20 protein-coding genes are annotated in these 21,227 nt (G+C 59.9%); 11 read left to right on the forward strand and 9 right to left on the reverse strand.

Annotation, left to right across the window (positions count from 1 at the left end; all coding sequences use genetic code 11):
* Positions 1 to 4 precede the first annotated feature (4 nt).
* The 5 genes from ACR0J5_RS04155 to ACR0J5_RS04175 all read left to right on the forward strand — a co-directional run bounded on the left by ACR0J5_RS04155 (position 5) and on the right by ACR0J5_RS04175 (position 5,255).
* Complete coding sequence (locus ACR0J5_RS04155) at positions 5 to 2,803, forward strand: helicase-related protein (RefSeq protein ID WP_480650694.1); 2,799 nt, start codon at positions 5 to 7, stop codon at positions 2,801 to 2,803.
* 6 nt (positions 2,804 to 2,809) lie between these two features.
* Positions 2,810 to 3,178, forward strand: coding sequence for an RNA-binding S4 domain-containing protein (locus tag ACR0J5_RS04160; protein WP_480650696.1), 369 nt, complete (start codon positions 2,810 to 2,812; stop codon positions 3,176 to 3,178).
* Between the two features lie 59 nt (positions 3,179 to 3,237).
* Positions 3,238 to 3,576: a ferredoxin FdxA gene (fdxA, locus tag ACR0J5_RS04165; protein WP_480650698.1), complete on the forward strand. Its 339-nt coding sequence runs from the start codon at positions 3,238 to 3,240 to the stop codon at positions 3,574 to 3,576.
* A 286-nt stretch (positions 3,577 to 3,862) separates the two neighbouring features.
* Complete coding sequence (locus ACR0J5_RS04170) at positions 3,863 to 4,372, forward strand: CarD family transcriptional regulator (protein ID WP_170381457.1); 510 nt, start codon at positions 3,863 to 3,865, stop codon at positions 4,370 to 4,372.
* A 112-nt stretch (positions 4,373 to 4,484) separates the two neighbouring features.
* Positions 4,485 to 5,255, forward strand: a complete 771-nt coding sequence (locus tag ACR0J5_RS04175; RefSeq protein ID WP_480650700.1) for an ion channel — start codon at positions 4,485 to 4,487, stop codon at positions 5,253 to 5,255.
* On the opposite strand, the gene cobS is transcribed toward ACR0J5_RS04175, so the two are convergent.
* Entirely contained in the window at positions 5,252 to 6,016 is a 765-nt protein-coding gene (gene cobS / locus ACR0J5_RS04180; protein ID WP_480650702.1) for an adenosylcobinamide-GDP ribazoletransferase, read from the reverse strand. The genes ACR0J5_RS04175 and cobS overlap by 4 nt on opposite strands.
* 79 nt (positions 6,017 to 6,095) lie before the next feature.
* Here cobS and cobT point away from each other — a divergent pair, with 79 nt between their 5' ends.
* The gene (cobT, locus tag ACR0J5_RS04185) at positions 6,096 to 7,109 is read left to right on the forward strand and encodes a nicotinate-nucleotide--dimethylbenzimidazole phosphoribosyltransferase (RefSeq protein ID WP_480650703.1); all 1,014 of its coding nucleotides are present in this window, start codon (positions 6,096 to 6,098) and stop codon (positions 7,107 to 7,109) included.
* A gap of 27 nt (positions 7,110 to 7,136) precedes the next feature.
* Here the strand turns inward: cobT and ACR0J5_RS04190 are convergent, their stop codons facing one another.
* Both ACR0J5_RS04190 and ACR0J5_RS04195 read right to left on the reverse strand, forming a co-directional pair.
* Positions 7,137 to 9,017 carry a monovalent cation:proton antiporter-2 (CPA2) family protein gene (locus tag ACR0J5_RS04190; protein WP_480650705.1) on the reverse strand — a complete coding sequence of 627 codons (1,881 nt, stop codon included), beginning with the start codon at positions 9,015 to 9,017 and terminating at the stop codon, positions 7,137 to 7,139.
* 19 nt (positions 9,018 to 9,036) lie between these two features.
* Positions 9,037 to 9,492 (reverse strand): Lrp/AsnC family transcriptional regulator, encoded by a 456-nt coding sequence (locus tag ACR0J5_RS04195; protein WP_480650707.1) that lies wholly within the window; start codon positions 9,490 to 9,492, stop codon positions 9,037 to 9,039.
* 145 nt (positions 9,493 to 9,637) lie between these two features.
* Between ACR0J5_RS04195 and hppD the strand changes: the two genes are divergently transcribed.
* Positions 9,638 to 10,735 carry a 4-hydroxyphenylpyruvate dioxygenase gene (gene hppD / locus ACR0J5_RS04200; protein ID WP_480650709.1) on the forward strand — a complete coding sequence of 366 codons (1,098 nt, stop codon included), beginning with the start codon at positions 9,638 to 9,640 and terminating at the stop codon, positions 10,733 to 10,735.
* Positions 10,736 to 10,779: 44 nt separating this feature from the next.
* Here hppD and ACR0J5_RS04205 read toward each other — a convergent pair whose 3' ends face one another.
* Positions 10,780 to 12,678, reverse strand: coding sequence for a hypothetical protein (locus tag ACR0J5_RS04205; protein WP_480650711.1), 1,899 nt, complete (start codon positions 12,676 to 12,678; stop codon positions 10,780 to 10,782).
* Between the two features lie 164 nt (positions 12,679 to 12,842).
* Here ACR0J5_RS04205 and ACR0J5_RS04210 point away from each other — a divergent pair, with 164 nt between their 5' ends.
* Positions 12,843 to 13,538: an SIMPL domain-containing protein gene (locus tag ACR0J5_RS04210; RefSeq protein WP_480650713.1), complete on the forward strand. Its 696-nt coding sequence runs from the start codon at positions 12,843 to 12,845 to the stop codon at positions 13,536 to 13,538.
* On the opposite strand, the gene ACR0J5_RS04215 is transcribed toward ACR0J5_RS04210, so the two are convergent.
* The 3 genes from ACR0J5_RS04215 to ACR0J5_RS04225 all read right to left on the reverse strand — a co-directional run bounded on the left by ACR0J5_RS04215 (position 13,494) and on the right by ACR0J5_RS04225 (position 16,617).
* Complete coding sequence (locus tag ACR0J5_RS04215) at positions 13,494 to 14,252, reverse strand: GNAT family N-acetyltransferase (RefSeq protein WP_480650715.1); 759 nt, start codon at positions 14,250 to 14,252, stop codon at positions 13,494 to 13,496. The two genes, ACR0J5_RS04210 and ACR0J5_RS04215, sit on opposite strands and share 45 nt — an antisense overlap.
* 3 nt (positions 14,253 to 14,255) lie before the next feature.
* Positions 14,256 to 15,548, reverse strand: a complete 1,293-nt coding sequence (locus ACR0J5_RS04220) for an O-acetylhomoserine aminocarboxypropyltransferase/cysteine synthase family protein (RefSeq protein WP_480650716.1) — start codon at positions 15,546 to 15,548, stop codon at positions 14,256 to 14,258.
* Positions 15,549 to 15,621: 73 nt separating this feature from the next.
* Positions 15,622 to 16,617 carry a hypothetical protein gene (locus ACR0J5_RS04225; protein WP_480650718.1) on the reverse strand — a complete coding sequence of 332 codons (996 nt, stop codon included), beginning with the start codon at positions 16,615 to 16,617 and terminating at the stop codon, positions 15,622 to 15,624.
* 153 nt (positions 16,618 to 16,770) lie between these two features.
* On the opposite strand from ACR0J5_RS04225, the gene ACR0J5_RS04230 reads away from it, so the two are divergent.
* The 3 genes from ACR0J5_RS04230 (at position 16,771) to preA (ending at position 20,245) form a co-directional block, all read left to right on the forward strand.
* Entirely contained in the window at positions 16,771 to 17,403 is a 633-nt protein-coding gene (locus ACR0J5_RS04230; protein ID WP_480650720.1) for a cupin domain-containing protein, read from the forward strand.
* A gap of 158 nt (positions 17,404 to 17,561) precedes the next feature.
* The gene (locus ACR0J5_RS04235; protein ID WP_480650722.1) at positions 17,562 to 18,896 is read left to right on the forward strand and encodes an NAD(P)-dependent oxidoreductase; all 1,335 of its coding nucleotides are present in this window, start codon (positions 17,562 to 17,564) and stop codon (positions 18,894 to 18,896) included.
* 44 nt (positions 18,897 to 18,940) lie between these two features.
* Positions 18,941 to 20,245, forward strand: a complete 1,305-nt coding sequence (preA, locus tag ACR0J5_RS04240) for an NAD-dependent dihydropyrimidine dehydrogenase subunit PreA (RefSeq protein ID WP_480650724.1) — start codon at positions 18,941 to 18,943, stop codon at positions 20,243 to 20,245.
* Between the two features lie 48 nt (positions 20,246 to 20,293).
* On the opposite strand, the gene ACR0J5_RS04245 is transcribed toward preA, so the two are convergent.
* Positions 20,294 to 20,518: an N-(5'-phosphoribosyl)anthranilate isomerase gene (locus ACR0J5_RS04245; RefSeq protein ID WP_480650726.1), complete on the reverse strand. Its 225-nt coding sequence runs from the start codon at positions 20,516 to 20,518 to the stop codon at positions 20,294 to 20,296.
* 35 nt (positions 20,519 to 20,553) lie between these two features.
* Positions 20,554 to 21,162 (reverse strand): TetR family transcriptional regulator C-terminal domain-containing protein, encoded by a 609-nt coding sequence (locus ACR0J5_RS04250; protein ID WP_480650728.1) that lies wholly within the window; start codon positions 21,160 to 21,162, stop codon positions 20,554 to 20,556.
* Positions 21,163 to 21,227: the final 65 nt, after the last annotated feature.

The raw sequence follows: 21,227 nt of genomic DNA on the forward strand, positions 1-21,227 counted from the left end.
AAAGGTGAGCGGGTCATCCCGAATCGTGGCCGTACTTGGCCCGACCAACACAGGCAAAACCCATTACGCGATTGAGCGGATGCTGGGCCACCGGACAGGCGTGATCGGCCTGCCGCTGCGTCTGCTCGCGCGTGAGGTTTATGATAAGATCGTCGCCATTCGCGGCCCGTCCGTCGTGGCTCTGGTCACGGGTGAAGAACGGATCGTGCCGCCGCGCACCCAGTATTGGGTCTGCACGGTTGAGGCGATGCCCGAGGGCATGGGCGCGGATTTCGTGGCTATCGACGAAATCCAACTGTGTACCGATCCCGAACGAGGCCACGTCTTTACCGACCGCCTGCTGCGGTCTCGCGGCACCAATGAGACGTTGTTTCTGGGCTCGGACACCATGCGCGGCCCTATCGCGGCCCTCGTGCCCGAGGCGCAGTTTGTCCGGCGTGAGCGGATGTCGCAACTGGTTTATGCGGGATCGAAAAAGATCAGTCGCATGCCCCCGCGCAGTGCCATCGTCGGGTTCTCGGTCGACAGTGTTTACGCCATCGCGGAACTGCTGCGCCGTCAAAAGGGCGGGGCGGCTGTGGTTATGGGCGCGCTCAGCCCGCGCACTCGGAATGCGCAGGTGGACCTCTATCAGAATGGTGAGGTGGATTATCTGGTCGCCACCGATGCCATCGGCATGGGCTTGAACCTGGATGTGAATCACGTGGCGTTTTCCTCGCTGACCAAATTCGATGGTCGACGGATGCGTCCCCTGGCCCCCAACGAATTGGCCCAGATCGCCGGTCGCGCCGGGCGCGGCATGTCTGACGGCACATTCGGTGTCACCGGTGAGGCGCCGCCGCTGGACGAGGGCGTGGCGCAGGCGATCATGGACAGCCGCTTTACGCCGATGAAAAAGCTGAACTGGCGGAATGCTGCCCTTCGGTATGGCTCGATCGAGGCGCTGATAGACTCGCTTGAGGTCAGCCCCAATGACGAGCACCTGATCAAGGCGCGCCCCGCCGACGACCTGAACGCGCTGAAATCGCTGTCGCAAGTGACCGAGGTGATGGCCCGCGCCAGCGACCCGCAATCGGTTCGTCTGCTGTGGGATGTGTGCCGAATCCCCGATTTTCGGGGTATCAGCCATGCCGAACATGCCAGCCTGCTTGAGGTGATCTACGGTCATTTGCACGAACGCCAGTCCATCCCGGATGACTTCATGGCGCGGCAAATCCGCCGGATTGACCGCACGGATGGGGATATAGATGCACTCTCCAAAAGGTTGGCATATATTCGCACCTGGACATATGTTGCGCAGCGAAATGGCTGGGTGCGTGACGAATCACATTGGCGCGCGGAAACGCGCACTGTAGAAGACAGGCTGTCGGACGCTCTGCATGACCGTTTGACTCAAAGATTTGTGGACCGGCGCACATCTGTATTGCTGCGCCGGCTCAAACAGAAGGAGGCCCTTTTGGCCGAAGTAAATGACAAGGGTGAAGTGACCGTCGAAGGCGAATTCGTCGGTCGTCTGGAAGGGTTCCGGTTTATCCCGGACAAAGCTGCGCAGGGGACTGAGGCGAAAGCGCTGAAATCGGCCTCACTGCAAGCCCTCGCGCCGCAATTCCATCTGCGTGCCGACCGCTTCTATAACGCGCCCGATACCGAAATTGATTTCACCGAACAGGGCGGCCTGATGTGGGGCGAATATGCCGTCGGCAAACTTGTTGCCGGGGCAGAGCCGCTCAAACCGATGGTCGAGGTTTTCGTGGACGAGGCCGCCGGGCCGGATGTCGAACAGAAAGTGCAGCGCCGGTTGCAGCATTTCATCGACCGCAAGGTCGCCGCGCTGTTTGAGCCGCTGTTGAACCTGTCGCGCGACGAAGAACTGAGCGGCCTGGCCAAGGGATTTGCCTTTCGCATGGTCGAGGCGCTGGGCGTGTTGCCCCGCGCTGGTGTCGCACAAGAGGTCAAGGATCTGGATCAGGACGCCCGCGGCGCGCTGCGCAAGCATGGTATCCGGTTTGGCCAGTTCACCATCTTCATGCCGCTGCTGCTGAAACCCGCACCGACGCGCCTGCGTCTGGTCCTGTGGGCTCTGGCGAACGGCCTGCAGGAATTCCCCGAGGCACCGCCTCCGGGTTTGGTGACGGTGCCTGTCGCCAAGGATGCGCCGCAGGGCTATGATACCATGTGCGGCTACCGCGATGCGGGCGAACGTTCGATCCGGATCGACATGTTGGAACGTCTGGCCGACATGCTGCGCGCCGAAGACAGCCGTGGCGGGTTCGAGGCCAAGCCTGACATGCTGTCCATCACCGGCATGACGCTGGAACAGTTTGCCGATCTGATGCAGGGTCTGGGCTACAACGCCGAACGTGGTGAGCGTGAAAAGGTCAAGGCCGCGCCGGCCGAGGCCACTGAAGCGCCCGAGCAAGCGGTGAGCGAAGTAACTCCCGCGCCCGAAGCCACACCGTCAGAGGATGCCACACCCGCCGAGGCGTCAGCCGAGGCCACCGAAAGCACCGAGGCGGCAGCCGAGGCTCCGACAGCGGAAGAGCCCGAGGTTGAGGTGTTCTATACATTCACCTGGGGGCGTCAGCGCCAGCAGAACCGTGGCCCGCGCCGGGAACAGCGGCAGGGGCAGGGCAAGGGTAAACCGCGTGGCAAACCTCAGGATGGACGCAAGCCGCAAGGCAAGAAGGGTGGCAAGCCGCAGGGCGCAAAGTCCTTCTCATCACGTCCGCCCAAGAAAGAAAAAGCCATCGATCCCGACAACCCCTTCGCTGCGGCGCTGATGGGTTTGAAGGACGGTAACTGATCCTCGATGGCCGAGGCCAAGCTGCGGATCGACAAATGGTTGTGGCAGGCGCGGTTCTTCAAGACCCGTAGCCTGGCCGTCAAACAGGTCGGCGGCGGCCACGTCCGCCTGAACGGAAACCGGGTGCTTAAACCGGCGCAGACCGTCGGCCCCGGTGATGTTCTGACCTTTCCACAGGGACGCATCGTGCGTGTGGTTCGGGTCGAAAAACTGGGGGAACGCCGCGGGCCAGCCCCCGAGGCGCAAACACTTTATTCGGATTTGACGGAAAAAAGGGACGCCCCTCCGAAAAATCCGGGTTTTGAAGGAAAAGGTCGTCCGACCAAGAAGGATCGGCGCGCGCTTGATCTTTCTCGCACCCAAAGCGACGACTGACCTTGAAGCCGGACCCTGACTGAATTAGCTAAACGCCAAACCTGAATGGGAATCTGAATATGACCTACGTCGTCACGGACAACTGCATTGGCTGCAAATACACCGACTGCGTCGAAGTATGCCCGGTAGATTGTTTCTATGAGGGCGAAAACACGTTGGTCATTCACCCGGATGAATGCATCGATTGCGGCGTCTGCGAACCAGAATGCCCAGCCGACGCCATCCGCCCTGATACTGAGCCGGGCATGGACGAGTGGGTTGAGTTCAACCGGAAATACTCGGAAATGTGGCCAGTGATCGTGACCAAGAAAGATCCTTTGCCCGAGGCCGAAGAACGCGACGGCGAAGAGGGTAAGTTGGAGAAGTATTTCTCAGAAGCCCCCGGCGAGGGCGGCTAAGCGATTCGCACTCTGAACCCTTTGGTTCACCTGTATGGGGCTCTTGTATCGACCTGAAAAACAAAGGCTTTTGCGTCCTTTAAAGAGGTCGATCTTTCAGGTGTCGCAATTTTGTGATATACTCTCTAACTGAATGATGAATGAGATGGGGATGTGCTCCGTAAGTATGATTGCTTTGGAGTTCTGATTTTTTGACAAACCAGCCACCTGACGGTGCCGATTGAGGCTCCGGCTTGGGTGTTTTTGTTGTCCCGAATCTCGCTGTCGTAACCAAGGATGAACCTGTATGTCTAAGTCGAAAAAGCTTGAGTTCCGCCCGAATGACTATGTGGTCTACCCGGCGCATGGCGTGGGTCAGATCATCTCGATCGAAGAGCAGGAAGTCGCGGGATATTCGCTTGAGCTGTTCGTTATTTCGTTTGAAAAAGACAAGATGACCCTTCGGGTGCCGACCAACAAGGTGACCGAATCCGGCCTGCGCTCGCTCAGTTCGCCTGATGTGATCAGCCAGGCGATGAAGACCTTAAAGGGCAAAGCCAAGGTCAAACGCGCCATGTGGTCCCGCCGGGCGCAGGAATACGAACAAAAGATCAACTCGGGTGATCTGATCTCGATCGCCGAAGTGGTTCGCGACCTGCATCGCACCGACGACCAGCGTGAACAAAGCTATTCCGAGCGTCAGCTGTATGAGGCCGCTCTGGAACGCTTGACCCGCGAAGTGGCCGCCGTGTCCGGCGCGGGCGAGGTTTCGGCCGCAAAGCAGGTGGATGAGGTTCTGACCTCGCGCGCTGCCTGATTTCTGACAACAGCATTTTCTGGGCCGCTCCTGCAGGGGGCGGCCTTTTTCGTTTGTGGTCTTGGTGCGCGCGGCGTTTGCGGCTAATTTCCTTGCAGTCAGAGGCAGATAGATGGTCAGGATAAAGCAAGCTGTTAAGTTTCTGTACGTCGCCCATGAACCGGTTTCGGTCTGGTTCCGCTATGGTCTGATCCTGTTTGATGCGGCGTCGATCGTGTTTTTTGTGGCCACAGCCAATGTCCCGCATGGACCAGGGCTGACGCTTGCCAGCCTGTGCGTGGGCTTTGTCATCCTGCTCGATTTCCTTGCCCGTCTGTGGATCGCGAAAGATCGGGGCAAGCTGCTGCGCCAGATCTACACGCTGGCCGATATTGTGGTGATACTCTCATTGCTGCTAGAGCCGTTCTTGCCGGGCAATCTGGCCTTTGTTCGAATATTGCGGGCCTTGCGGCTGATCCATTCCTATCACCTTCTGCGTGATCTCCGGCGCGACAGTCAGTTTTTCCGCACCCACGAAGACGCGGTCATCGCAGCGATCAACCTGCTGGTTTTCGTGTTTGCAACGTCGACCGCGGTTCTGGTGTTTTTCATGCCCGAAAACAGCCAGACCGCCTATATCGACGCGCTCTACTTTACTATGGCGACGCTGACCACGACCGGGTTTGGGGACATCACCCTGACAACACCGGGCGGCAAGCTGTTTTCGGTGTTTATCATGGTCGTCGGGGTGGCCTTGTTCGTGCGCTTGGCTCAGGCGATCTTTATGCCACAGAAAGTCCGCCACAAATGCCCAAGCTGCGGTCTTTATCGGCACGACCCCGATGCGGTGCATTGCAAACACTGCGGCGAGACCCTGCGGATCGAAACCGGCGGCACGACCTAAAGCGCCGCCGCTATGGCTGCGAGAAAGACCAATTCGGCCACTTGCTGCGATGCGCCCAGGATATCACCTGTCTGACCGCCGATTTTCACCTTGGCCACGGCGGCTAGTGCAGCGACAGACAAAGCAGCGACCAGCACCGACAGGATGGCTTTGGCCCCCAGCAAGAGAAGGGCGCAGACAAGGGCCAGCGTCAAACCTGTGATCACCGACGCGCCCGGGGGGCCTCCGACCGAGTGGCTCAGGCCGCTTTTGCGTGCGTTGGGCAGTGCGGTCATCAGAACCGGCATAAAGGCGCGGGATGTGATGCAAGCGGCAAGGATTGCGGCGAAGGCCCCGGCAGACAAAAGGGCGGCGATCAGGGCCACCCGCAGCAATTGGCTGAAGATCAGAGCAAGAACGCCATAAGCCCCGATGTGGCTGTCCTTCATGATCTCAAGCCGACGCTCGCGCGTGAACCCGCCCCAAAGACCGTCGGCCGTATCGGCCAGCCCGTCCTCGTGCATCGCACCAGTGGTGACGACCAGCGTGACGGTGACACACACGGCGGCCGCCATTGGGGGCAGGCCGACGGCCATGGCGATCCAGCCCACTGCACAGGCCAGCGCGCCTACCACCAGCCCGACAATGGGAAAGGCCCAGGCCGCATCCGCCTGCCGGGCAAAGGACTGCTGGGGCAGGCGTGGCAGCGGCAGACGCGTCAGCAGGACCAAAGCCAGCGGAATATCCCGTGCGGAAATCAGTTTGGTGTCGTTTTTATGCACTCCCGCGCCTTTCGGGGTCTTGTTGGATCGGTCGCTTCGGTTAAACACGCAGGACCACTCTGATGCAACGAGGCTTTGGATGCTGCCCGAACTTAATGATCTGAAAACACTCCGTGATGCTCTGACACAGGCACCGGGACCGGATGAGGCCGCGCTGACCGGGGCGGCTGACCGCAATGGACAATTGACCAAACCTCCGGGCGCATTGGGGCGGCTTGAGGATCTGGCGATCTGGTACGCAGGCTGGCGCGGGGATGCCCGCCCACAGATCGCGGCACCGCAGGTCATCGTGTTCGCAGGTAATCACGGTGTCACCGCGCAGGGCGTTTCGGCCTTTCCCCCGGAAGTGACCGTGCAGATGGTGATGAATTTCGAACATGGTGGCGCGGCGATCAACCAGTTGGCCAGGGCCGCCGGTGCCACGATGGATGTGCACGCGCTGGATTTGGACCGCCCCACTGCCGATTTCACCGCAGGTCCGGCCATGTCCGAGGACGAACTGTTGCAGGCCCTGCGCACCGGGTGGCAGGCCGTCGACCCCAACGCTGACCTGTTGGTCGTGGGTGAGATGGGGATCGGAAACACCACCCCCGCAGCGGCCATCGTCTGCGCCCTGTTCGGAGGTGAGGCCGCCGACTGGACCGGGCGTGGCACCGGGGTGGATGACGCCGGGCTTGCCAATAAAACCCGCGTTGTGGCCGAAGGTGTGGCCCTGCACGCAGGGGCAGGTGACGGGTTGGATGTACTGCGGTGCCTTGGCGGGCGCGAGATCGCGGCCATGGCAGGTGCTATCGCCGCCGCGCGGGTTCTGCGCATTCCGGTCATTCTGGATGGCTTTATCTGTTCAGCCGCTGCGGCCTGTCTGGCGAATGTGTCGGACGGGGCGCTGGATCACGCTGTTGCCGGGCACCAAAGCGCCGAGGGCGCGCATGGCGCGGTGTTGCAGAAACTGGGCAAAGAGCCGCTGTTGTCGCTTGGCCTGCGTCTGGGCGAAGGGTCAGGCGGGGCGCTGGCCATCAACATCCTGAAAAGCGCGGTGGCCTGCCATTCCGGCATGGCCACCTTTGCCGAGGCGGGCGTCTCGGACGGGTAAACCCAAGGGCCTGATCCAAACGCTGGATCAGGCCGATTTCTTGGCGTGTTTCTCAGCCAGTTCCAACAGCTCGGTCTCAAGCTCTTTTTCGAATTGCTGCGCGCGTTCGATGTATTTCTTGTTCTCTGCGGTGGGCATGCCCGGTATCCACAGCTCGGCCAGCTCGCGAATGGAGGCCCGGTCGTGTTGATAAAAGGTCTGCTCGGCCTGTGCGGCCTCATACTCGCTGAGGCCGATGTTTTCGAGCACATAGCGCCCGGCCCGCAGCGAGCTGTCGAACATCTCACGCACGATGTCATTGGCCCCGGCCTGATACAGCTCGTACACATGGGTTCGGTCATGGGCGCGGGCGATGATGTGCAGATCGGGGCGTTGTCGGCGGGCAAAGCTGACCAGACGGGTGACCTGCTTGGGGTCATCCATTGCGGCGACCAGAACCGACGCTTTTTCAAGCCCCGCCGCGCGCAGCAGTTCGGGCCGGGTCGGATCGCCCAGAAAGCCCTTGACCCCAAAGCGGCGCATCAGTTGCACCGTTTCGATATTGTGATCCAGTACGATGGTCTTGAAACCGCTGGCGCGCACCAGACGGTTCACGATCTGACCAAAGCGGCCGATACCGGCGATGATCACCGGGCCTTGTTCATCAATCTCATCGGGTTCAGGTTGCGCGCTGCTGTCGCCCATCTGGCGGGACAGGACGTCATAGATGATGAACAGAAGCGGCGTGATCAGCATCGTCAGCGCGATGATCATCAGCAGCTTTTGCGACAGGTCCGGCGGGATGACGTTTTGCTGCGTGGAAAACGCCAGCAGGACAAAGCCAAACTCACCTGCCTGTGCCAGACCCAGCGTGAACAGCCAGTGATCGCGGCCTCGCAGTTTAAACGCCCGCCCGACCAGAAACAGGATGATCCCTTTGGTCAGAATGACCAGCAGGGCCAGCCCGATCAGTTCCAGCGGATCGTTAAAGAAATAGGCCACGTCGATCCCGGCGCCGACCGTGATGAAAAACAGGCCAAGAAACAGCCCCTTAAAGGGTTCAAGGTCGCTTTCCATCTCATGCCGGAATTCCGAGCTGGCCAGAACAACGCCCGCCAGAAACGCACCCAAGGCGGGTGACAGGCCAACAAGCGTCATGAGAAAGGAAATCCCCACGACGATCATCAGCGCCAGCGCCGTATACATCTCGCGCAGGCGGGTGGCGTGGATAAAGCGGAACAGGGGGCGGGTCAGATAGACGCCTGCCAGGATCACAAAGGCAATCGCGCCGAGTGTGACCAGCGTGACGGCCCAGCCCGGCAACCCTTCGACCAGCGACAGGCTGTGATGGGCGGCACCGTGCAGATCATGGCTGCCCCGGTCGATAGACCCGTCGCTGGACAGGTGCGGGACCACGGGCAGCGCCAGCAACGGCAAGAGCGCCAGAATAGGGATCACCGCGATATCCTGCGTCAGCAGAACCGAGAAGGTCGCGCGCCCGCCATTTGTCTGCATCAGGCCCTTTTCAGACAGCGTCTGCAAAACGATCGCGGTCGAGGACAAGGACAGCGTCAGCCCAACCGCCAACGCCACGGACCACGGGTGGTTGGCGTAGATGGCCACGCAGGCAATGGCCGCAGTCGACAGACCCACCTGCAGCCCGCCCAGCCCAAGCAGCCTGTCCCGCATATCCCAAAGCGCGCGGGGCTCAAGCTCTAGCCCGATCAGGAACAGCATCATGACGACGCCGAACTCGGCCACGTGCTGCAGGCTTTCAGTTTCTGCACCAACCAGTCCCAGCACAGGCCCAATGACAATGCCGGCGGCCAGATACCCCAGCACGGACCCCAGACCCAATCGCGCCGATAAAGGCACGGCGATCACGGCAGCAGCCAGATAGATCGAAGCCTGGTAGAGGAAATCGTCCATTTTTGTCCTTTCGGTCGCGTTAGGTGGGCAAAGGGGCGTCGCGCTTAAGCTGGTCCATCACGATCTGGCTTTGGACCCGAGCAACAGCAGGATGCGGCAGTATCACTTGATGAAGCAAGCTGTTGAGCGCTGATAGATCATCACAAAAAACATGCAGTAGGTAATCTGCCTCTCCGGTCATCGTCCAGGCGCTTGTGATCTCGGGTCGCGCATCGACAAGGCGGGCAAAGCTTTGGGACTGATCGGGTCCGTGGGTGCCCAGATGCACCTGAACGAATCCCTGCACATGCAGTCCCAGCTTTAGCGGATCCAGCCGCGCGGCATAGCCGGTAATATAGCCTTCGGCCTCAAGCCGCTGCCGCCGCCGACCGGCCTGACTGGGCGACAGGTTCAGCATCTCACCCAGTTGATGCGCCGTCAGATGTGCATCCTTTTGCAAGGCGGACAGCAGGCGCGTGTCGGTGGCATCCAGCATGTGCGGCATTTCTCCGGAAAATGGCGGTGTCGTGCGTGATTTGCGCGTGCGATCCTAGTTTACACGAAAACAATGCGCAGAAACAGCGCCATTTAAGGCGTATTTTGGAATCAGCAAAGAAATTCCTGTTTTGAGGAGACGCGCCATGGGTCCTTTCCCGCATACCGCCCCGAAATCCGTCATCAGCAAAGAGAATCCCGCCGGTACAGACGGGTTCGAATTTGTGGAATTCGCGCATCCTGAACCGCAAGAGCTGCGCGATCTGTTCGCCAAGATGGGTTTCGAATGTGTGGGCCACCGTGCGGACAAACCCACAATCGAACTGTGGCAGCAGGGCGATGTCACCTACATCCTGAATTCCGACCCCGACAGCTTTGCCGCGCGCTTCGTCGAGGACCACGGGCCCTGCGCCCCTGCGATGGGCTGGCGTGTCGCGGATGCGCAGAAAGCGTTTGACCACGCTGTGGCAAAAGGGGCCGAGCCCTATGAGGCGGCGGACAAGACGATGAATGTGCCTGCGATCAAGGGGATTGGCGGGTCGTTGATCTATTTCATCGACCAGTACCATGACACCTCGCCCTATAATCAGGAATTCACCTGGACCACGCAATCCAAGCCGCGCGGTGACGGTTTCTATTACCTCGACCACCTGACGCATAACGTCTATCGCGGAAATATGGACAAATGGTTCAAGTTCTACGAGGACCTGTTCAACTTCCGCGAAATCCGTTTCTTCGACATTCAGGGCAAGTTTACAGGGCTTTACAGCCGTGCCCTGACGTCGCCCTGCGGTCGCATCCGTATTCCGATCAACGAAGACCGGGGCGAGACCGGCCAGATCGTGTCCTACCTGAACAAGTATAATGGTGAGGGCATTCAGCACATCGCCGTAGGCAGCGAAGACATCTATGCCTCAACCGATGCGATTGCTGAAAAGGGGCTCAAGTTCATGCCGGGCCCGAACAAGGCTTATTACGAGATGTCCCGCGACCGTGTGGCCGATCATGATGAGCCTTTGGACCGTATGATGAAGCACGGCATCCTGATCGATGGCGAGGGCGTTCTGGACGGCGGCGAAACGCGCATTCTGCTACAGATATTCTCAAAAACTGTGATCGGACCGATCTTTTTCGAATTCATTCAACGCAAAGGCGATGATGGATTTGGCGAGGGCAACTTTCAGGCCCTTTTCGAATCCATCGAGCGTGAACAGATCGAAAGCGGTGAAATTTCAGCGGCTTGATCTTCTAAGCTCATTCGGTCAGGGCGGGCAGTCTGCCCTGATCATCAACCGCGTGGCATTTTCAGCGTCAGGTTCCGGCCCTTTTTCTGATATCGCAATTCGCTGTCACTGATGGCGATGACTTTGCCGCCATCCAGCCGGTCGCCCACTTTCAGCTTTTTGTAGCGGCCACTGGGCAACCGCACCAACGCCCTGCGGTCCGCCGGTGCGCCATAGACACCAATCAGGTTCAGTTTGCGCAGGTTCAGTGCGTTGTCGATCGTGGCCTGCCGCGCGACCGAGGCCGACGACGGGATTTTCGGCGCAACGGCCTTGGGCTGGAACGATCCGGTTTCAACCTGTTCAATGGCTGCAGTCGAGCCCAGATTGGCCGCGCGTGCAGTGGATGAGGGCGCAATCCCCGCCGGTCGCGGTTTAGGGCGCGGAACGCGCACAACGGCTAAAGCGGTCGGCGTTTCATCAATCTGCGGTTGCTGTTGCAGCGAGGCTGGGCGCAGTTTGGGCCGCAGCACCGCAAGTTCCTGACGTGTGCGACCGCCAAGCTGGAGGCGTTCGAACTGTTCAATCAGATTGTCCGGGCGCACTCTGGCGCGCCGTTCGGCCAGCCTGTCTGTGGGCTCTTCCAGCGTCGGTTCCTCTTCGAACCGTACGGGTGGTTCCGGTGGAACCTTCGAGGGGCGACCCAGATAGACAACCACACCATCGGGATTCAGCGTACCCTCGGTGCTGGGGGTCACAAGGCCGCGCTCATCCAATTCAAACCGGGTGCCTGACGTGCCGGGCAGGGCCACCTGTTCCAAGGGCGCATCTGTAGCAAAGCTTTCGATCGGGGGCAGGGCGATCGCATCTGTCGACAGATTGGAATTGTCGACCGAGGCCAGATAGAGGTCATCCTGCTCAGGTTGGTCGGGGGGCACCAGAGGCTCAGGCGTTGTGATTGTGATCCCCGCTTGCGGCGGAGTGTCCTGCGGATCGGGCGCGCGCGTGATCTCTTCCACCGGTGTCGGGGCGACGTTCAGCGCCTCAAGAATTGCGGCATCTGTTGGCGATAAGGCCGGATTGTCCTCGGTGGTCCCGTCTTCTGCAGGCTCGACCTTCTCGGGCTGCTTGGCTTCGGGCTCTATAGCGGCGATGTCCGTCGGCTCTTCCGGTTCTGCGGGAACGATGTCCGCTGGCACCTCCGGCTCTGATATCTCAGGCTCGGCGAGGTCGACCAACGCTTCGGGTTCGATCCCCACGTCGGATTTCACGGCCTCTACGACTGTTCCGTCGTCGCCGCCAGAGGGATTCAGAGCCCATGCGCCCAGCACCAATGCGACAGCAACACAAGCCGCAATGGGGATTGTGAGTTGCCCGCCGCGCTTTGCAGGGTTTTGGGGCGCGCTCGCAGGGGCAGGGGGCGCTCGGAACACATCGGGGGCCGCTGTGTCGGCTATGGCATGAACACTTGACGGAGGCTCTTTCGGCGCGTCCTCTGCCTTCGCGTTTTCATCTAGCTCTGCGGCAAAGCGGGGTTCAGCGGGGAATTGATCCGGATCAGTCTGAGCGGTGACCAGAACTGGTATGAACCCGTGGCTGATTGCAAAGGTTCGGGCCTCGTCCAACGTCTCTTTGGCGATGGCGGCGACATAGGTGGTCGGTCCGTCCGTTGCCGTGTCAAAAATCAGCTCCTGCAGGGAATAGGGCGTTTCATCCGCCAGCGCCTGCTGCGCCGACTCGGCGTCGGTTTCGGTCGTCAGGAACCGCACCTGCTCTGTCGGAATCACCAGCTTGCAGCTCAGGTTGTTTTCCAGCGCAAAGGCCCGGTCACGCAGGGCAAAAAGTTGATCATTCAGGTCCGGCGCATCCAGCGCAACCTCACCAATACAGAACCAGTCATCATCCGACTGGTGATGCACAGTTATTCCGGTCGCAGAGAAAGACAGCGCAAAGGCGGGTTTCATATTCCCGAGGAACCATATTTGTCAGCATCAATGCAAACGACGTGTCGTCCGCAGACCGACATTAAAGCAGGTTCCCGCCGAGGGAAAGAAAAAGCCGGGGGTTCCTCTTGCCGTAACACCCCTTTGATCACCATGTTGGCAGTGAAAAGACCGGAGGGAAGACCTTGAAGAAAATCGCTTTTCTGGCCGCACTGCTGGCCGTGACAGCCGTTGGCATGGCCCATGCGGAAGAACGTCGCATCACGGTGGATGCCGTCGGAACCGTTCAGGCCGCGCCTGACATGGCGACCATCACACTGGGCGTGACAAACGAAAATGCCGAAGCGTCGAACGCGATGCAGGCAACTTCTGATGCGGTCGCGCAGATCCTCAAACGCCTTGAGGATATGGGCGTCGAATCCCGAGATGTGCAAACCCGGGACGTGTCCCTGTCGCCGGTTTGGACCGGACGCAACGGGAACAATGGCCAACGCCCCGAGATTTCGGGATTTGTCGCATCGAACAACGTGCAGGTGCATGTGCGTGACCTGACCAAGCTGGGATCGATCATGGATGCGGTCATTCAAGACGGCGCCAACGATTTCGGTGGTTTGCGGTTTGGCGTACAGGATCAGGCCCCGCTACGGGCGCAGGCCCGGGCCAAAGCGGTGGCTGAGGCAACGGCTAAGGCAGACCAGCTGGCGCAGGCTGCCAACGTAACCTTGGGCCCGGTTCAGACGATCAGCGAACAGACAGGCGGCAGTTTTCCGGTGGCGCAGATGCGGGCTGCGGCCTTTGATGAAGCGGGCGGTGTGCCGGTTGCGGGGGGCGAGATCTCAGTCTCGGTCAACGTGACGATGGAATTCGGGATTTCCGACTGATCCAGTCCCATCAGCACGGGCTTGCAGCACTTGGCGCTGCTGGCCCGACGCGTCGAAATTCTCCGGTGACAGCCAGCTTTCGAATGCGGCCTTGATATGCGGCCAATCGGTATCGAGGATCGCATACCACGCGGTATCCCGGTTGCGGCCCTTGTAATGGGTTGCCTGACGGAAGATGCCTTCGAACGTGAAGCCCAACCGCTCAGCCGCACGACAGGACGCGGCATTCAGCGCATCGCATTTCCATTCATAGCGGCGATAGCCCAGCTCCTCGAACACGCGGCGCATCATCAGATACATCGCTTCGGTCGATTTGGGGCTGCGCTGCAAGAGGGGTGAGAAGTGGATGTGGCCCACCTCGATCACACCCGCCGCAGGTTGCAGCCGCAGGAATGAGGCCATGCCAATCGGGGTATCGTCGCTGTCCAGAACGGTGTGGAACATGGGATCGGCATCCATGCAGGTCGCGCGGACCCAATCGTCAAACTCCTGTTCCGAGTTGAACGGCCCATAGGGCAGGTAGGTCCAATTGCGACCGTCCGTGTCATTGGCATACGCCCGGAACAATCCGGGCGTGTGTCTGTTCACATCCAGCGGCACGACGGAACAATACTGGCCCTCCATCGGCGTGTAGGGCGGTGTCGGACGCGGGAAATCGCCCTTGACCGGCTGGCCGATGGGTTGGCCCAGATCGTTGGTGTCGTGCCCGGCCATCCCTTAGGCTGAGGCTTTGGCCAGCGCCTGATCCAGATCGGCGATCAGGTCGTTTGCATCCTCGATCCCGATGGATACACGCACAACGCCCGGACCTGCGCCTGCAGCCTCTTGCTGCTCCGGTGTCAGTTGGCGGTGCGTGGTCGAGGCCGAGTGGATGATTAACGACCGCGCATCGCCGAGGTTGGCCACGTGGCTGAAAATCTCAAGCGCGTTGACCAGCTTGATGCAGGCGTCGTAGCCGCCCTTAACCGCAAAGGTGAACAGGGCACCGGCGCCCTTTTTGTACTGCGACTTGACCCGGTCGTGATAGGGCGATGAGGGCAGGCCCGCATAGGTCACGTAATCCACGCGATCATCGGCCTCCAACCACGCGGCGATTTTCTGAGCATTCTCGACGTGGCGCTCCATCCGCAGCGACAGGGTCTCGATCCCCATCAGCGTGTAATGCGCCGCTTGTGGGTTCATGGTCATGCCCAGATCGCGCAGACCGATGGCGATGCCGTGGAAGGTAAAGGCCAGCGGGCCGAAGGTCTCATGAAACTTCAGGCCGTGATAGGCGGGCTCAGGCTCGCTGAGCGAGGGGAACTTGTCATTGGCTGACCAGTCGAACTTGCCCGAATCCACAATGCAGCCGCCGGTGACGGTGCCGTTGCCGGTCAGGTATTTGGTGGTCGAATGCACCACCAGTGTTGCACCCTGTTCGATGGGACGGCACAGATAGGGCGTGGCCGATGTGTTGTCGACGATCAGGGGAATACCCGCCGCATCGGCCACATCCGCCAGCGACCGGATGTCGGTGACATAGCCGCCGGGGTTGGCAATGGACTCACAGAACACCGCGCGGGTGTTTTCGTCGATCGCGTCCTTGACGGCGTCCAGATCGTCGGTGTCCACAAATTTGGCCGACCAGCCGAACCGCTTGATGGTCTGGCTGAACTGGGTGACCGTGCCGCCATACAGCCGGGTCGAGGCCACAACGTTGCAGCCCGGTCCCATCAGCGGGAACAGCGCCATGATCTGCGCCGCGTGACCCGAAGAACAGCAAACCGCGCCCACGCCGCCTTCCAGCGTGGCAACGCGTTCTTGCAGCACAGCCACGGTTGGGTTGGTCAGGCGGGAATAGATAAAGCCCACCTCTTGCAGGTTGAACAGCGCTGCCGCGTGATCGGCGTCGCGGAACACATAAGCGGTGGTCTGGTAGATCGGCGTCTGACGCGCGCCTGTTGCCGGATCGGGTCGCGCGCCCGCGTGAATTTGAAGCGTGTCAAAACCGTAGGTTGGGCCGTCAGACATCGTTGAAATCTCCTGTTGGAATGTTTGTTGGCAGAATCTCTAGGCGATCCGGCGCGTGGGCACAACAATCCTGTCAGCGCATCCAAAGGCCCTTGCTGCGGATCGTATTGCGAATGGCCTGCTCGCGCTGGGGCAGGTTGTTGCGGTCGAACAGGTCCCTGATCTTGTGGCCCTTGCGCTGCAGAACCAGCTTTTTGATCGGGTCATAACCTTTGAGCACCTTCTTGACCCGATTAGGCGCAACGACCGTTTCCAGCACCTCGACCACATGATCGCTCTCGCGGGCATAGAGCAGGGGGAACAGGCGGTAATGACAGCTAACCTCATCATCCAGCAACCCACCTGGCAGCGCATCCCGACTGCCGCCAAAGGAATGGATCACCAGCGGCAGAGCGGCCTGATCCAGCCAGGGATCAAGGTTTTGTCCGGCAAGTTCGGGAATCTCTCCGTCCCGTATCGTGCGGGCGTAGTCCAGAAACCGCTCTCCGAACCTGCGGGGGCAGGAATAGAAGAAATAGCCAGCATTGAAATACAAATACCGCCGCCAGTAATCCTTGGGCTGGCTGGTATCCAACGAGCTTTCGAAATCCAGCCCAAAGCGGTCGTAAAGCGCGCTCCAGATGCCGTCAAAACCGGGGCCGTACAGGGTGGGCTTGGGCCATGTGCCTTCGACCTTCAGCGACGCGCCGGGTCGGTCGAAATCGAAAGGGACCGAGGACACGTCGCCAGTGATCAGCGTATCGCTGTCGAAGAACACAAAGGGTTCCCCCTCGGGCAGGGTCAGCAGGGCTTCGATCTTGTTGCCGTAAGGATAGCTGCTGCCGAACACAGTGTTGTCAAAGGGCAGTATCTCGGCATCCAACTGGTGGAGCGCCTTGAGTAGATCCTCGTTCTGGATGCTTGGGTCTTTCGGCCAACAAGGACCGGGCTGTGGCACAGCTACAAATAGCCGACCGCTGAATTCCGGCGCGCTATGGCGCAGGGAGGCCGCGAACAAAAGCGCCTCATATTGCAGGCGGTTGTTCTGTCCGATGATGACAATATTGAACTTGGACGGGGTGGCCTGCATCGTTTAGCGCTTTCTGATCGGGCCGGTATTTGGCACCTGCCTGAACTTGACGTACAACAAGCCGTGAAGGGCGTCAAAACCCCAATAAGCGAACGGTTTGAAAATCGTGGCTGCGGACCCATGTAGATATCCAACAGCGCAGGAGGATAGCAGATGCGGGTCAACGCGGATTTCAGCCAACGGGTCGCCGTTCACTTCAAAGATACCGAATGGGTCGCATCCCCCGCCGCAGGGGTCGAGCGGAAGATGCTGGACCGCATTGGTGAGGAAGTCGCGCGGGCGACAACAATTGTCCGCTTTGCCCCCGGCAGCGCCTTTGCCGCCCATACCCATGATGGGGGAGAGGAGTATCTGGTACTCGACGGTGTGTTTCAGGACGAAACCGGCGATTTCCCGGTTGGCAGCTATGTGCGCAACCCTCCGACCTCATCGCACACGCCCTCGGCCAGTGAAGGCGCGACCATTTTGGTCAAGCTCCATCAGTTCGATCCCGAAGACCGTACCGAAGTGCGACGCTCAATCAACGGCGGCGGGAATATCGATTTGTTCCGCGATGCGCATGAAGATGTCAGGGTGCAAAGCTGGGCTGCCGGGGAAATCGTTGATCTGGACGCCAGCCGGGGGCTGGAGGTATTCGTGATCGAAGGCAGTTTTACCGAAGCGGGTGAGGATTTTGGTGTCTGGGATTGGCTGCGCTTGCCGCCCGGTGCGCGTTCTAAGGCGACGGTCGGCGAGGGCGGAGCCCGCGTATGGGTGAAATCCGGACACCTGAACGGGATGATCTGACACCTCGGTTGCTGGGAAAACATGCAGTTTCCAGAGAAATCCGGGTCAATCGCCCGGATTTTGCATTTTTTGGCGTTTTTCTAAATTTTACCAATTGATAAAAAATTTGATTGTGGCAAGCTGAGACCATAACGAACATATCTACAGGGAGTAGAGCGATGGCACAGGGCCAGATGGTCCCCGGCATTGTTTCCGGGCGGCTTTCCAGCGATGAGCTGACCTCGAATTTCACGGATCTGCATCCACCACTGGCCGCGCATGAGGCCGCAGTTGCCGCAGATCGGTGCTATTTCTGTTATGACGCGCCATGTGTGACGGCCTGTCCGACGGATATCGATATTCCGCTGTTCATGCGCCAGATTCAGGCGGGCCAGCCCGAAGCTGCGGGCGAAACGATCCTGACGCAGAACATTCTGGGCGGTATGTGCGCTCGCGTGTGCCCGACTGAGACGCTGTGCGAAGAAGCCTGCGTGCGTGAGGCTGCCGAGGGCGCCCCGGTCGAGATCGGCCGGCTGCAGCGCTATGCGACCGACAGCGTGATGGTGTCCGGGGATCATCCCTTCCAACGTGCCGCGCCAACGGGCAAGACTGTGGCCGTGGTGGGTGCAGGGCCTGCGGGTCTGGCCTGCGCGCATCGGCTGGCAATGCTGGGGCATGACGTGGTTATCCACGAAAGCAAGCCCAAGCCCGGCGGTCTGAATGAATATGGAATTGCAGCCTATAAATCGACCAATGATTTTGCGCAGGCCGAGGTGGACTGGCTGCTGAAAATCGGCGGTATCACGATTGAGACCGGCTCGGCGCTGGGCGAGGGGCTCTCGCTTGAGGGGTTGGTTGAGACCTATGATGCGGTGTTTCTGTCTATCGGGCTGGCTGGGGTGAATGCCCTGCGCGCAGGCGGTGTGGATAAGGACGGGGTGCGTGCCGCGGTCGATTTCATCTCGGACGTGCGGCAGGCCAGCGATCTGTCGGATTTGCCGGTTGGCCGGAACGTGGTTGTGATCGGCGGCGGCATGACTGCCGTGGATGCAGCTGTCAAATCCAAGCTGCTGGGGGCCGAGAATGTGACCATCGCCTACCGTCGGGGACGCGATGCCATGGGGGCCAGCCGGTATGAACAGGATCTGGCGGCCTCGCACGGCGTCAAGATCATGACAAACGTGCAGCCCGTGGCCGTGCACGGGAATGGCGCGGCGGTGGAAATTGAGTTGGAGTATACGTCCAGCCAGAATGGGCAACTGGCCGGTACAGGCGAGACGATCCGCTTGGCTGCGGATCAGGTGCTCAAGGCGATTGGTCAGAAACTGGAAGGCGCGCCCGAGGGGCTGGAACTGGATGGTAACAAGATCGCTGTGAGCGGGGCCGGGCGGACCTCGGTGGCCGGTGTCTGGGCCGGGGGCGATTGCGCGGCGGGCGGGGAAGACCTGACCGTGACCGCAGTGGCCGAGGGCCGGGATGCCGCGATGGACATTCACGCGACTCTGAGCGCGTGACACTCATGATAAAGATGCTGATCTGCATCAGGGAGGCCGGATAAATGGCTGATTTGAAGACAAACTTTCTGGGCATTGAAAGCCCGAACCCGTATTGGCTGGCCTCGGCGCCGCCGACCGACAAGGAATACAACGTGCGTCGCGCTTTTGAGGCAGGATGGGGCGGCGTGGTCTGGAAAACACTAGGGGCCGAAGGCCCTCCGGTCGTGAATGTGAACGGGCCGCGCTATGGTGCGATCTACGGGGCGGATCGGCGGCTGCTGGGTCTGAACAATATCGAACTGATCACCGACCGGCCATTGGAGGTGAACCTGGAAGAGATGGCGCGGGTCAAGGCCGACTACCCGGACCGCGCCCTGATCGCGTCGATCATGGTCCCGTGCGAGGAAGAGGCATGGAAAGCCATCCTGCCGCGCGTGGCCGAGACGGGTGCGGACGGGGTCGAACTGAACTTCGGCTGCCCGCATGGCATGAGCGAACGCGGCATGGGCTCTGCCGTCGGGCAGGTGCCGGAATATATTGAGATGGTGACCCGCTGGTGCAAGCAGTACTATGACCGCCCGGTCATCGTGAAGCTGACGCCCAACATCACCGATATTCGCAAGCCGGCCGAGGCCGCAAAGAATGGCGGGGCGGATGCGGTGTCGCTGATCAACACAATCAATTCGATCACCAGCGTCAATCTGGACACGTTCAGCCCCGAGCCTTCGATTGATGGTAAGGGCAGCCATGGCGGCTATTGCGGCCCGGCGGTGAAACCGATTGCGCTGTCGATGGTGTCCGAGATTTCACGTGCACAGGCGACGCATGGCTTGCCGATCTCGGGTATCGGCGGTGTGACCACGTGGCGTGACGCGGCAGAATTCATGGCTTTGGGCTGTGGTACCGTGCAGGTCTGTACGGCTGCGATGACTTATGGGTTCAAGATTATCGACGAACTGACTGCGGGCCTGTCCAAATGGATGGATGAGAAGGGCTATAAGGATGTGTCGGAAGTTGTTGGTCTTGCGGTTCCGAACGTGACGGATTGGCAGTACCTGAACCTGAACTATGTGGCCAAAGCCAAAATCGATCAGGACCAGTGCATTAAGTGTGGACGCTGTTATGCCGCCTGCGAAGACACCAGCCACCAGGCGATTTCGATGTCCGAGGATCGCGTGTTCGAGGTCATGGATGACGAATGCGTCGCCTGCAACCTATGTGTGGATGTCTGTCCGGTGGATGGATGCATCTCGATGGTGCCGATGCAAGCGGGAGAAGTTGATCCGCGCACCGGACGCGAAGTTCAGCCGGATTATGCGAATTGGACGATGCATCCGAACAACCCAATGGTGAAAGCGGCGGAGTAAGAGATTTTTCGACGAAAAATCTCGCTAGAGAAAATTCGTCGAATTTTCTCAGAACGGGATGTCGATCGGGCCGCTGTGGCAGATTACGATGTACTGGTTGGCAGTGCGGATCAGGTGATACCCGCGCTGCCTTATTTCTTTTTGGAAGCGTTCATGCCCAACTTCGCGCTCGACCCAGGAGATTGAACGCCGAACCACCGCGCCGCGCCGCGCGGATTTGGTCGAGAACATCTGAGCAATCCAGGGTTCAGGGTTGGGGCGCAAAGAAACCATGCGGCGACTTTGCTGCGTTCAAGGTTAACAGAGGCTTAAGGGGTAAGCAGTTTGCGATACAGCGTATCGATGAATGTCTCTGCGCCCTCAAAAGGATCTTCGTCGCCCAGCACTGCGCGGACCTGTACATCGAAATCGGCATAGTGCTGAGTGAGCGCCCAGATCGAAAAGATCAGGTGATACGGGTGAATTTGGGCGATCCTGCCGGTCTCCATCCAGTGTTTCAGAATGTCGGTTTTTTCGTCCACCAACTGTTTGAGGTCCTGCGACAGAGCGTCGTGAATGCGGGGCGCACCCTGGACAAGCTCATTGGCGAAGAGGCGGCTTTCGCGCGGCAATTCGCGGCTCATCTGCAGCTTGCGGCGAATATAGCTGAGGATTTCCTCCATCGCGTCGCCGTCCGCATCCAGATCGTGCAGCGGCGCCAGCCAGACATCCAGAAGGCCGGACAGAAGGGCGGTGTGAATCGCCTCTTTGGACGGAAAATAATACAGAAGGTTCGGCTTGCTCAGGCCCGCTTCGGTGGCGATCTGGTCGACCGTGGCACCGCGAAACCCGTGGGCCGAGAACACGTTCAGGGCGGCCTCAAGAATCGCGGCGCGGTTCTTTTTCTGAATTCTGGTCGGAGCGCGATCTTTGGGCATGTTTCCTGACTGTCTTATTTTCCGGCAAGCTGGCGCCGTTTAGGCCAAAAATTCCAACGGCGTCT

The organism is Ruegeria sp. BE1 (genome assembly GCF_056538885.1).

Coding starts and splice junctions, on each gene's coding strand:
- ACR0J5_RS04225 (WP_480650718.1), bottom strand. CDS start 16,617: ATGCAGGCCACCCCGTCCAAGTTCAATATTGTCATCATCGGACAGAAC.
- ACR0J5_RS04220 (WP_480650716.1), bottom strand. CDS start 15,548: ATGTCTGACGGCCCAACCTACGGTTTTGACACGCTTCAAATTCACGCG.
- ACR0J5_RS04245 (WP_480650726.1), bottom strand. CDS start 20,518: ATGGTTTCTTTGCGCCCCAACCCTGAACCCTGGATTGCTCAGATGTTC.
- ACR0J5_RS04215 (WP_480650715.1), bottom strand. CDS start 14,252: ATGGCCGGGCACGACACCAACGATCTGGGCCAACCCATCGGCCAGCCG.
- ACR0J5_RS04195 (WP_480650707.1), bottom strand. CDS start 9,492: ATGCTGGATGCCACCGACACGCGCCTGCTGTCCGCCTTGCAAAAGGAT.
- ACR0J5_RS04160 (WP_480650696.1), top strand. CDS start 2,810: ATGGCCGAGGCCAAGCTGCGGATCGACAAATGGTTGTGGCAGGCGCGG.
- ACR0J5_RS04235 (WP_480650722.1), top strand. CDS start 17,562: ATGGCACAGGGCCAGATGGTCCCCGGCATTGTTTCCGGGCGGCTTTCC.
- ACR0J5_RS04170 (WP_170381457.1), top strand. CDS start 3,863: ATGTCTAAGTCGAAAAAGCTTGAGTTCCGCCCGAATGACTATGTGGTC.
- hppD (WP_480650709.1), top strand. CDS start 9,638: ATGGGTCCTTTCCCGCATACCGCCCCGAAATCCGTCATCAGCAAAGAG.
- ACR0J5_RS04175 (WP_480650700.1), top strand. CDS start 4,485: ATGGTCAGGATAAAGCAAGCTGTTAAGTTTCTGTACGTCGCCCATGAA.
- ACR0J5_RS04230 (WP_480650720.1), top strand. CDS start 16,771: ATGCGGGTCAACGCGGATTTCAGCCAACGGGTCGCCGTTCACTTCAAA.
- ACR0J5_RS04250 (WP_480650728.1), bottom strand. CDS start 21,162: ATGCCCAAAGATCGCGCTCCGACCAGAATTCAGAAAAAGAACCGCGCC.
- cobT (WP_480650703.1), top strand. CDS start 6,096: ATGCTGCCCGAACTTAATGATCTGAAAACACTCCGTGATGCTCTGACA.
- ACR0J5_RS04205 (WP_480650711.1), bottom strand. CDS start 12,678: ATGAAACCCGCCTTTGCGCTGTCTTTCTCTGCGACCGGAATAACTGTG.
- preA (WP_480650724.1), top strand. CDS start 18,941: ATGGCTGATTTGAAGACAAACTTTCTGGGCATTGAAAGCCCGAACCCG.
- ACR0J5_RS04190 (WP_480650705.1), bottom strand. CDS start 9,017: ATGGACGATTTCCTCTACCAGGCTTCGATCTATCTGGCTGCTGCCGTG.
- fdxA (WP_480650698.1), top strand. CDS start 3,238: ATGACCTACGTCGTCACGGACAACTGCATTGGCTGCAAATACACCGAC.